Annotated in this window: 11 protein-coding genes; 3 read left to right on the top strand and 8 right to left on the bottom strand. The window is 50.8% G+C overall.

The genetic code is table 11. The features are described from left to right. Positions 1–245: 245 nt before the first annotated feature. Both rlmN and QF669_06410 read right to left on the bottom strand, forming a co-directional pair. Complete coding sequence (gene rlmN / locus QF669_06415) at positions 246–1,319, bottom strand: 23S rRNA (adenine(2503)-C(2))-methyltransferase RlmN (GenBank protein ID MDP6457063.1); 1,074 nt, start codon at positions 1,317–1,319, stop codon at positions 246–248. Next, the gene (locus QF669_06410) at positions 1,316–1,999 is read right to left on the bottom strand and encodes a hypothetical protein (protein MDP6457062.1); all 684 of its coding nucleotides are present in this window, start codon (positions 1,997–1,999) and stop codon (positions 1,316–1,318) included. The genes rlmN and QF669_06410 overlap by 4 nt, the downstream gene beginning before the upstream one ends. 153 nt (positions 2,000–2,152) lie before the next feature. Between QF669_06410 and QF669_06405 the strand changes: the two genes are divergently transcribed. Both QF669_06405 and QF669_06400 read left to right on the top strand, forming a co-directional pair. Continuing rightward, positions 2,153–2,818: a hypothetical protein gene (locus QF669_06405; protein MDP6457061.1), complete on the top strand. Its 666-nt coding sequence runs from the start codon at positions 2,153–2,155 to the stop codon at positions 2,816–2,818. Between the two features lie 9 nt (positions 2,819–2,827). After that, positions 2,828–3,184 carry a hypothetical protein gene (locus tag QF669_06400; protein ID MDP6457060.1) on the top strand — a complete coding sequence of 119 codons (357 nt, stop codon included), beginning with the start codon at positions 2,828–2,830 and terminating at the stop codon, positions 3,182–3,184. A 20-nt stretch (positions 3,185–3,204) separates the two neighbouring features. Here the strand turns inward: QF669_06400 and QF669_06395 are convergent, their stop codons facing one another. Continuing rightward, positions 3,205–4,638 carry a hypothetical protein gene (locus tag QF669_06395; GenBank protein MDP6457059.1) on the bottom strand — a complete coding sequence of 478 codons (1,434 nt, stop codon included), beginning with the start codon at positions 4,636–4,638 and terminating at the stop codon, positions 3,205–3,207. A gap of 15 nt (positions 4,639–4,653) precedes the next feature. After that, positions 4,654–5,769 (bottom strand): histidinol-phosphate transaminase, encoded by a 1,116-nt coding sequence (locus tag QF669_06390; GenBank protein MDP6457058.1) that lies wholly within the window; start codon positions 5,767–5,769, stop codon positions 4,654–4,656. A 177-nt stretch (positions 5,770–5,946) separates the two neighbouring features. Between QF669_06390 and QF669_06385 the strand changes: the two genes are divergently transcribed. After that, positions 5,947–6,420, top strand: a complete 474-nt coding sequence (locus tag QF669_06385; protein ID MDP6457057.1) for a cupin domain-containing protein — start codon at positions 5,947–5,949, stop codon at positions 6,418–6,420. Between the two features lie 16 nt (positions 6,421–6,436). Here the strand turns inward: QF669_06385 and QF669_06380 are convergent, their stop codons facing one another. The 4 genes from QF669_06380 to QF669_06365 are packed head-to-tail and all read right to left on the bottom strand — an operon-like array spanning position 6,437 to position 8,655. Then, positions 6,437–7,243, bottom strand: coding sequence for an SDR family NAD(P)-dependent oxidoreductase (locus tag QF669_06380; protein ID MDP6457056.1), 807 nt, complete (start codon positions 7,241–7,243; stop codon positions 6,437–6,439). Between the two features lie 33 nt (positions 7,244–7,276). Beyond that, on the bottom strand, positions 7,277–7,549 hold the full coding sequence (locus QF669_06375; protein MDP6457055.1) for a hypothetical protein: 273 nt from the start codon (positions 7,547–7,549) through the stop codon (positions 7,277–7,279). A 60-nt stretch (positions 7,550–7,609) separates the two neighbouring features. Further along, on the bottom strand, positions 7,610–8,254 hold the full coding sequence (locus QF669_06370; GenBank protein ID MDP6457054.1) for a dienelactone hydrolase family protein: 645 nt from the start codon (positions 8,252–8,254) through the stop codon (positions 7,610–7,612). Then, positions 8,251–8,655 (bottom strand): thioesterase family protein, encoded by a 405-nt coding sequence (locus QF669_06365; protein ID MDP6457053.1) that lies wholly within the window; start codon positions 8,653–8,655, stop codon positions 8,251–8,253. The genes QF669_06370 and QF669_06365 overlap by 4 nt, the downstream gene beginning before the upstream one ends. Positions 8,656–8,997 lie beyond the last annotated feature (342 nt).

Genomic DNA, 8,997 nt, shown 5'->3' with positions numbered 1-8,997 from the left:
CTCCAGCGCCATCATATCATCATAGCCTCCGATGGATTTACCATCTATAACGATCTGGGGTACTGAACGGCCGCCGGTGACAGTGTAAAGATCTTCGCGACTCATACCGGCCTCTTTAATATTTACCTCTTCGAATTCCACCTCTTTTTGCGCCAAGAACCTCTTGGCCGCCTTGCAATGTGGTCACCAGGTGGTCGTGTAAATCTTGATATCAGACATGATTCACCTCAATAATTAGTCACAATTTACGACGCGGCCGAAGTTTCTTCCATCTGCTTTCTGGCAGTCCCGCGCTTAATCTGGGAATATAGCTGTCCGCAAGCGGCACTGATATCACTTCCCTGGCTCCACCGTACCGTTACGATCGACTTGGAAGGCAGTAGTTTCTTTACAAAGGTATTCAGTTCTTCTTTTGTCGGTCGCTTCGCCGCGTCGCCGGGAATTGGATTGTACGGGATTATGTTCAATTTGCACTTCAGCCGACGTGTGAAAGAACTTAATCGTCGGGCATCCTCGTCTGAATCGTTGACGCCGTTCATGAGGATATATTCCAGCGTCACCTGGCGGCGCAATTTCTTGCTGTAGTAACTGAGGGCATCCAGGCAGTCAGCGAGGGTATACTTTTTCGTTATGGGCATAACAGCCGAACGGGATGCTTCACCAGTGGCGTTGAGGCTGAAGGCGAGTCCGAAACGATGACCCTCATCGGCAAAGCGGACAATATTGCTGACGATGCCGGCGGTGGAGATGATAATCTTCCTTGCACCAATAGCAAATCCGTTCTTATCATTGATAAGAGAGGCAGCCTTCACGACTGCATCGTAGTTCAGCAACGGCTCGCCCATTCCCATGAAGACGACGTTTGAAATTCGCTCATCCACCTCTTTCTGAATGCAAATGAGCTGTGCCATAATCTCTGCCGCGGTGAGGTTGCGAATGAATCCCATCTTTCCAGTGGCACAGAAGCTGCAATCGAGGGGGCACCCCACCTGTGACGAAAGACAGACAGTGTGACGGCCGCTGTCGGGCAGGTATACCGATTCAATACGGGCGCCGTCAAACAGTTCGAAGAGAAACTTGCGCGCCGATGTCTGGGTGGAATCCTGGATAGAGATTAGAGTGAGGTTCTCCAGCACGGCCACTTCCTCCAATCTGGCACGGCAAGAGATCGACAGATCAGTCATTTCAGCGAAAGATGACACCAGTTTAGCGTGAATCCAGCTGAAGATCTGGCCGGCGCGGTAGTTAGATTCTTCCAGCGAGGTGCAGAAAGTGACCAGTTCCTCCCTGGAAAGCCCGCTGAGGTTAGTTTTGGTCACTCTTTCAGCGTTACCCGGAACGACTCGGTAGGATTGAGTATCAGCTCCCTTTCTCCCTTGAAGTAGTCATACACCAGCCAGCCGATGCTGATGACCGGCGTGTGAGTCACAAGGTCCGGATAGAGACCCCAGGCAGTGTTGAACACTTTACTGAAATTAAAGAATTCCTTCAGCGCCTTGAAGTTGAGCAGAAAACGCAGTACCGTCAGACCGGTACCGGCAAGGGCACCCTTTTTGACCGCATATTCCGAAAGGGTATGATCGATCCTGACCTTGTGGATCTTTTCCAGATTCACCGTCTGCCGGAGGCTCGTGTCGGAAGCAAAATAGACAAGTTTCGGCGTGTACATAAACAGTTCTTCATCGAGACGGGTATATGGAAACTCATCACCATCTACGGTGGTGATGACCCCACCTCTGCCTGTCGCCCTGTTAACAAATTTCCTTAACTTTTTGGAGACATAGAAAAGTTTTCCAGCGTTGTTATGCACGTAGAGGACGCTATCAAGCAGGATATCTTGTTCTTCATCACTGCCGCGCGATTGAAAGCGCAGTGTATCTTCCCCGATTTCCGACACGCGGCCGACAGCCAATTCGCCACCGATGAATACAATCTCATGCCGCAGTGGTGCCGCCGCCAGGGTGAACTTTAGAACAAACAGTAGTAAACAGAACTTCATTTGGTTTTGACCGATGTGAAATTTAATTTAGACAGACTAAGCGTTACGAAGTAGGTAAATCCTCATCGCTTTTCATTCGTATGCAGCAAAACAATAATAGTCTTTGCGGAACCTGAATCGGAGCGTCTCGTCATCGATATGACCGGACAATCAATGAACAGATCCAGTAATTTGCGTGCCTATATGCTTCTATTGGCGGTTACCATCCTGTTGTCAACGCCATTATGCGCGCAGTTCAAATATAATGCCGGTCTAGGTGTAGGCGTCAGTTTTCCCGATCCCTCAAATTTCAATACAGCCATTGCCGATTCGGACCTGACGGCCATCAGTTCATTCTGGATGCCGCTGAACTACAGCATCTCGGTTCAGGTTTATCCCTCCTTTCGTATCGGCTATCTGAAGGTTTCGAGTTACATACTGCCAAATAAGTCTTCCGATAACTTCGTCCTACCGATGGCTTTACGGGGGATCTCAGCAGAGGCATTCTTTACTTTCTTCAAACTGTTCGAAGCCAACTTCGGGGTGGCACCCGTACTGGGCAAAGCGGAATTCCTGCAAAAAGACATCACTACGAAAACATCAAAGTTTGGCCTCTCCACCACTGCCGAGGCAGGCTTCAAGAACAGTGCATTCGGTCTCTACTCATGGGTTGGTGTCAGGATGTACCTCATGTCCTTCCTGGCGGTTGAAGGTAATATCGGTTACTTGAGAGCAAAATTTGACGGCGGTAAATGGAAAAGCGACAGTGGCAGCGGAATCTCGGGGGCTATTGATCTGACAAAACCATTTATAAGATTCGGTGCAGTGGTAGGCTGGTAACAATACCTCATGAAGTTCGTACTCCTCGCAATTCTATCCATCTTCACAATCACTTCCGCCCAGGAGGAACTAGCTGAAGAACTACCTGCAGCTTGCGAACACCCTGTCTTGATTAAAGCGCGGAGTAACGGGTTGAACGCCCTCACCATAAAAGAAATCCCTCAGTTCTGGATCAGGTCAATTCTGTGCAAGCGGGAAGCTAAAAAAAGAGGTGAAACTGTCGACTTTAAAAACCTGTATAAGGCCAAAAGAACAGAAAACTTTCAACAGTCGCGCAAGCTTTCCGGTCTCGGCACCTGCTGTCTGACCGTAACGTCGCTTATTCTATTCTATTCCTACTGGGGCTTGCTCATGGGAGCTGATTAGGACGTCGTCGTTGCAGTGATTTAATTCCCACCAAACAGCTCCGAACCAACCAGCAGCTTGTCGAACATGTTGAGTGTGATTCTCTGAATCTTGTCGCCGTCCTGTCCTGCTATCCCCGCTTCGCCGCACCAGTTCATGCTGGCGGCGTTTATGACAATTCCGGACGTCTCCGCCTCCTGGAAAACAATAAAGGTCCCGACACCTTCGCGTCCGTATCGGTTGACGGTGAGATCAAACCCGATAAGCCCCGTGCGATGGGAGCCTTTCGAATCTTGCGACAGTACCGGAAATCCGCTCTCATCAAACGACATGACAGGGGCGCCGTCATACTCGTTTGTCGGCAGGACGATCAAGTCTCCCCGCTCAAGTGCCAACCCTTCCAGCAGAGGCGATTCTTCAGCGACAATCCTGTAACCGTCCCAACCATCGTCTTCCCTGTTTCCGTAGCCTCCGTGATCAAAATCGGCTCCTATGCTGTTCACAATGGAGTAGTTCAATTGACTGTCTGCCCACCTGATTGTCTTCAGCTCACTGTCGCTTGTGGGGTCATCCGATTCTTCTTTGTAACAGATTAGCTGATTCCTCTCATCGTTGTAACGTACCTGCCACCACATGGTATTGCCCGACAGCACGATGGCGTCATTGCCCGAATCAACAAATCTGTCAAAGTTCTCCCTTGCCTTTCTTGTCCAGTACTCGCTGTGTCCCGTGATGACGAGCAGCCTCGATCTCTCAAGTTCGCTGTAGTCGTCCATATCCATGTCGCACAGATATCCGATATGATACTGACTCTGATCACTCAGCCATTCAAAGAAAGCTCGGTGATAGTCATCCGAAGCATTCATGGGTCGCTGGAAAGAGACCATCACGGCTTGCTCCCCTTCAGGTTTGTAGAGAGATTTGCCGCCACTGGTGGTGTACGCATTGAGTGTGTTGCTGGGATAGACTACAACGGCGTCCACTTCGTTTTGATTTGATTTCACGATGAATGTGATATTGCCTTCCCATTCGTACACGCCGCTCGGCAAGTCAGGGATTTCGTATTCGAATGTAAGCTCATAGCCGTACCCGTTCGCCCACGGTGCGCTACCGGTCATGGTCTGCGGCTTGGCGGAAGTCTTTATGCTGTCTATCGCGACCCCATTAACAGAGAAGAGCTTCACGATTCCGTTTTCAACTTTCTCGCTGGCGTTCACATACACGTATGCCGTTTCACCAGCATGATAGGAAATCCTGTCCATATAGCCGTCAACAATCGTGACCAGCTGACCTAGATCTTCATTCTCGCGCTCTACCTCGCTCATCACAACCTCGTCAACAGGATTTTGATTGCAACTGAAAAACAGGATCGGCAGTAGTAGAGTGAGTTTCCTCACCACAATCCTTATTTCAAGATAACCATTCTCTTCACTTGGGAAAAGTCCCTGCGCGAATCTGATACAGATACACCCCAAGGCTCCGCCTTCCTCTCACAGCACCTCCGTCACTTTTTCCGCAAACAGCTCCATCTCTCGCGGTCTAGCCATGCTCAGGCGGCACCAGTCGAGGTACGGCGGGAACGGACGACCGACCCGGATTCCGCGCGCCTCCATAGCGGCCTGGAATTGGCTGATGGGAACGCCGGTGTGAAAGAAGATGAAATTGGTGTCGGATCGGGCGTACTCCCTTCCCATCCGGTCCAGAGCATCCATGACGATCTGCTTCGCCTCTTCGTTTTTTTCGCGGCTGTACTGCTGAAAGCGCTGATCACGATAGCTCGCTAGCGCCGCCCTCAGTCCCATCATATTGAGCGTGCCCGTCATCTTCGGCTGAAGGTTTTCCACGATATCGGGCCGGGCAAAGCCGAAGCCGACACGCAGACCCGCCAGACCGTGGACCTTAGACGCCGTCCGCGAAACGATGACATTCCTGCCTTCCTTCACCAGCTCCACCAGGCTGCTGTAAGCGGGATGGCTCACGTACTCGTGGTACGCTTCGTCGATAAAAACCAGCGCCTTTTCGGACATCTCGCGGCAGAACGGCCGCAGCTCGCGGTCCGGTATGATGGTGCCCGTGGGATTGTTGGGATTGCAGACATAGATGAGCGTCGTCTTCTCCGTTACGGCGCCGCGCATAGCCCCCAGGTCCATCTCGTAATCATCCCGCAGAGGGACACGAATGACATTGGCGCCAATAGTCTTACCGTAGCGGTTCATCACCTCAAAGGTAGGATGAGGAGAAACGATCTCTCCGCCGCCCATACCATAAGCCAATCCCGCCACGTTGAGGATTTCGGTGGAACCGGCACCTATGAGTATGTTTTCAGGCTTCAGACCGACTTGACCGGCGATGAGTTGCTTGAGTTCACCTGCCGCCTCCCGCATGGCATAGAGGTTCGCTTCGTCAAATGCGTTTCGCATAGCGCGCCTTGCCACCTGCGACGGGGCGTAAGGATTCTCGTTGTACATCATGCGAATGGGTGAACCACTCTTAGGCGTCACCGCCGTGGCGGCACGTGCCACTCCCCCATACCCCGCCAGTACTGTTCCTCCGGCGGCGAGGCCTGCGCTTGCCATCCATTCACGCCGGGTCATCGTATTGCTCATCGCTATCTCCTTCCACTAACATTTATGCATATGAACAATGTACACTCCCATGCGATAAATCACAAACGAGGACAAACAAAAAAGTGGTGAACGAACTACTTTTGGCATAGTTTTTCTACCCCAACAGATTGGGGCGTGTGTACCGAGAATACGATTGTGAATAAATCGGAGGAAAAGATGTATGACAGAATGAACGTCAATTTTGACGATCCGCCACCGTGGCTGAGCATGTTACGAGAGGAGCTGAACCTCCACGGCGTTGCCCTCGGAATAGCCAATATCCCCAAGAGAAGAGGTTACACCTTCATGCACAGTCACGAGGAACAGGAGGAGGTCTATATTGTCCTCGGCGGCTCGGGAATCATCCGCATTGAAGATGAGGACATCGATCTGCGTCCCGGTGACTTCGTGAAGGTTTCACCTCAGGCAAGACGAGCTCTAAAGGCTTCTGATGAATCAGATTTGCTGGTTATCATTGCTGGCGGTGTGGTGACAAAGGACTATCCCAGAAATCTGAAATCAGGTCACCTCGTCGATGACGGCATCCCGGACTGGGACAACCTGCCGCCGTGGTGCGAAGGGAATCCTAAAATTATCGAAATCAACAGGAAGCTGAGAGCTCAACGGGAGAAGCTGAAGGCTGATTCGTGATGCAGACCTGACAGGTCTACTCGGATTCGATCCTCTTCCGACTCAGCTCAGGGACACCGAACCATCTTACAACCGCATCGGCAAACGAAGGAAAGAGTTGTCCGATGGCGAGGAGCGGCCGCATAGGGCCGTTATTAACAATAATCTCCGGCTTTCCCTTGAGAATGGCGTCGAGAACGGCATTGGCCACTTTCTGAGGTGAAGAAGTCCCGAGCAGTGCCGGTGCATCTATACCACCATCCGCGAACATCCCCTCATCGCTGATGTAACCGGGACAGATAACAGAAATACCGACCTTCGTTCCGCGTAACTCCTGCCGCAGACCGTCGCTCCACATGATCATTCCCGCCTTGCTGGCGGAATAGATAGAATTGTACCCAATCCCCTTCTTTCCCCCTAGGGATGCCACGTTCACAACATGTCCACCGCATTCCAGCATCCCTGGCAGAAGCAGACGAGTCAGCTCCATAGGCGCATAAAGATTTACGTCAAGGATGGCGGCAATATCACCGTCCCTGTTTTCATGGAAATACTGATATTTCTCGCGTCCCGCATTATTCACCAGAATATCGATTTCGCCGGCCAGTTCCACCGCTCTTTCTATCACCTGGGGAATTGATGAGACCTGCGACAGATCTTCAGCGATTGAGTAACACTTGCCCCCCTCCGCCTCTATCTCGCGCTGTGTTGCAGCCAGCCCGTCTTCCGACCGCGCCACACCTACGATCGTCACCCCTTCCCGCGCCAGAGTCCTCGATATATAAGGGCCTATGCCGCGCGAATTACCCGTAACAACGGCAGTCTTACCATCCAGTCGTTTCATATTTCCTCCGGAATTGAAGCTGAAAAAGAAAGACTACGCTTGCGTAACTTTGTAGACCTTGTCGTGCCTGCGAACTACGTCAGACACTTTGAGCCCGATACTGTTGCCCTTCTTAACCTTTTCTACCGAGTCGTGTTCAATCTGCATTGACTTTACGGTTTCGGTAAAGTCCGAAGTATGTCCCTTGATATGAATGGTATCACCTACTTCAAGACTCCCTTTCGTGATTTCAATACCCGCTACGTTGATCTTACGGAAATAGGTCGAAACATATCCTATTTCTTGTTCCTTCGCTTTCGCACTCATTATCCACTCCTTCTTCAGTTTGCCCGGATATTAGAACAGTATAGAATAAAATTCAACATTCTAACTCATTGATACTCTTTTCTCCATGGAAGGCACTTCATCCTTGATAAAGTCCCGCATAAGAGTGATTGCGTCAGCCGGAACTTTGTGTCCCGTATCGTACTCTTCGTAGCGAACATCATATCCGAGAGATTGTAACAGTTCAAATGTAGCTTTCGACCTTTCAGGCGTCACAATATCGTCTTCCGATCCTTGGATTATCACAATGGGAGTCGCCTTACTCTCGTCAGTCATAAGGGAAGCCAGAAAGTCAGGATTCTTCACAAATCCGGCAATAGCGATAACGCCGCCGATAGCGTACGGCAGTGCGGCCGCCGTCAGCAGGGCGAGACCCGCTCCCATGGAAAACCCCACAAGAAATGTCTCCTGAGCGGTGAATCCTTCCTCAGCAACTTCTGAAAGCAGGCGCGGCATCATATCCATAGTCCGCTGATATCGCCACCCCTCCTCATCAGATCCGCTGAACCATGTGTAACCGTTGCCCGTATCGGCGTCGTACGGCGCCCGCGGCATGAACCATTTGCTCTCCTCGATCTTGAGCTTCTTAGCTACCGGCTGCATGGAGAATTCATCTCCCGTCCAACCGTGAAGGCCGATGATGGCCCTTGCGGGACTTCCCGATGACTGATACGTCTCAACGATCATGCGTCGAGCTTCTCTCTGATTACATCAGGAACAGGAATCGTCTCTTGCGTCTCGTAATCAAAAGAGACGACGGTCGTGACTGACGCGGCGATGGGATCGGTCTCATCTTCTCTGAACACCGCTGCCAGTACGTCGAAGCTCTTGTTGCCCACACGACTGATCTTCTGACCGATGGTGAGCCTTGCGGGATGATCGAGCTGTTTTAGATAATCAATCTTTATGGAAGCAACAATGAACTTATTCTCAGTGAAGCCGAAGCTGGAAAGATATCCTATGCGGGTAGTCTCGAAATAAGACAGGAATGTAGCGTTGTTGATATGCCCCACGGAGTCCATATCACTCCAGCGCGTGGCGAGTTCGGTGAATTCTGAGAAGTCGTCTCTGGAGATTTCTCTATTCATGGGGACGGCTCAAACTTAACTAGTACCGTTGTCACTGTACAATGCTTTGTAATGAGAGATGCGCAACGCACTCCGGCGTGCTGTAGGTTAAAAGACGGCTAATTCAGTTATCGGCACCCATGGTGAAGTAATGCCTCGACTGGGGGACCCACCGGACAAAGCCTCATATTCTTGAATTGGAATTAAATTTTCTTCTTTTGTTTTTTTCATAACGGCCAATAATGCAAGATCAGTGGTGTACCCACAGCCACAATAATAATCTCTAAGGGTAGACCCATACGCCAGTAATCACTGAAGCGGTATCCTCCGGGACCCAGAATGAGTGCATTACATTGATGACCA

This window comes from Candidatus Neomarinimicrobiota bacterium (genome assembly GCA_030743815.1).
In the GTDB taxonomy this organism is placed as follows: domain Bacteria; phylum Fidelibacterota; class Marinisomatia; order Marinisomatales; family S15-B10; genus UBA2146.
Note: the sequence above shows the minus strand (reverse complement) of the source record. Positions and strands in the feature narration are given on the sequence as shown.

Coding starts and splice junctions, on each gene's coding strand:
- QF669_06410 (MDP6457062.1), bottom strand. CDS start 1,999: ATGAAGTTCTGTTTACTACTGTTTGTTCTAAAGTTCACCCTGGCGGCG.
- QF669_06405 (MDP6457061.1), top strand. CDS start 2,153: ATGAACAGATCCAGTAATTTGCGTGCCTATATGCTTCTATTGGCGGTT.
- QF669_06400 (MDP6457060.1), top strand. CDS start 2,828: ATGAAGTTCGTACTCCTCGCAATTCTATCCATCTTCACAATCACTTCC.
- QF669_06390 (MDP6457058.1), bottom strand. CDS start 5,769: ATGAGCAATACGATGACCCGGCGTGAATGGATGGCAAGCGCAGGCCTC.
- QF669_06385 (MDP6457057.1), top strand. CDS start 5,947: ATGTATGACAGAATGAACGTCAATTTTGACGATCCGCCACCGTGGCTG.
- QF669_06380 (MDP6457056.1), bottom strand. CDS start 7,243: ATGAAACGACTGGATGGTAAGACTGCCGTTGTTACGGGTAATTCGCGC.
- QF669_06375 (MDP6457055.1), bottom strand. CDS start 7,549: ATGAGTGCGAAAGCGAAGGAACAAGAAATAGGATATGTTTCGACCTAT.
- QF669_06370 (MDP6457054.1), bottom strand. CDS start 8,254: ATGATCGTTGAGACGTATCAGTCATCGGGAAGTCCCGCAAGGGCCATC.
- QF669_06365 (MDP6457053.1), bottom strand. CDS start 8,655: ATGAATAGAGAAATCTCCAGAGACGACTTCTCAGAATTCACCGAACTC.